This window comes from Flavobacterium cheonanense (assembly GCF_039539185.1).
Classification (GTDB): Bacteria; Bacteroidota; Bacteroidia; order Flavobacteriales; family Flavobacteriaceae; genus Flavobacterium; species Flavobacterium cheonanense.
In genome coordinates this window covers 1-839 of the sequence record NZ_BAABCT010000029.1, presented here as the reverse complement: position 1 = coordinate 839, position 839 = coordinate 1, and the positions used below count along the sequence as shown (strand labels likewise).

The following is an 839-nucleotide window of genomic DNA, read 5'->3' as shown; positions in this document are numbered from 1 at the left end:
AACACCCAAAAAATGAGAACAAGAATAATACTTTTCGCTATGTTGTTAATGAGCCTTGTGAGTTATTCACAGCAAGATGCTCAGTACACTCAATACATGTACAACACGATTAATGTGAATCCTGCTTATGCTGGCTCTAGAGGAGTTTTGAGTGTATTTGGATTGCACAGAACCCAATGGGTTGGATTAGATGGTGCGCCAACTACTAATGCCTTTTCGATAAACTCACCTATTAACAATAGTAATTTAGGAGTTGGATTATCGTTTGTTAATGATAAGATTGGTCCTACTGTTGAGAACACGATTTCTGCGGATTTATCCTATACAATAAAAACATCAGAGACCTATAAATTGTCTTTTGGAATAAAAGGTACGGCTAATTTGTTTAATTTAGATATTAACAAATTAAAGATTCAAAACCAAGGAGATCCGTTGTTACAGAATTTGAACAACAATTTCTCTCCAAATGTTGGAGCTGGAGTTTACTTTCATTCAGACAAATCTTATTTAGGATTATCGGTTCCAAACTTCTTTGAGACTAAGCGTTATGATGACAATGATATTGCGGTTTATAAAGAACGTATGAACTTGTATTTAATAGGAGGTTATGTTTTTGATTTGAGTTCGAATTTAAAATTCAAGCCTGCTTTTCTAGGAAAAGTAGTTGAAGGAGCACCATTACAATTGGATTTATCAGGAAACTTTTTAATCAATGAGAAGTTTGTTTTGGGTGCTGCCTGGAGATGGAGTGCTGCTGTGAGTGCTATGGCCGGATTTCAAGTTAGTGATGGGTTATATATTGGATACGGATACGATTTAGAGACTACCAAGTTAGCTAA

Annotated in this window: 1 protein-coding gene; it reads left to right on the top strand. The window is 35.2% G+C overall.

Annotation, left to right across the window (positions count from 1 at the left end):
* Window positions 1-12 precede the first annotated feature (12 nt).
* Window positions 13-839, top strand: an 827-nt coding sequence (locus tag ABD766_RS14935) for a PorP/SprF family type IX secretion system membrane protein (RefSeq protein WP_344817436.1), incomplete at its 3' end; no start/stop codon positions are given.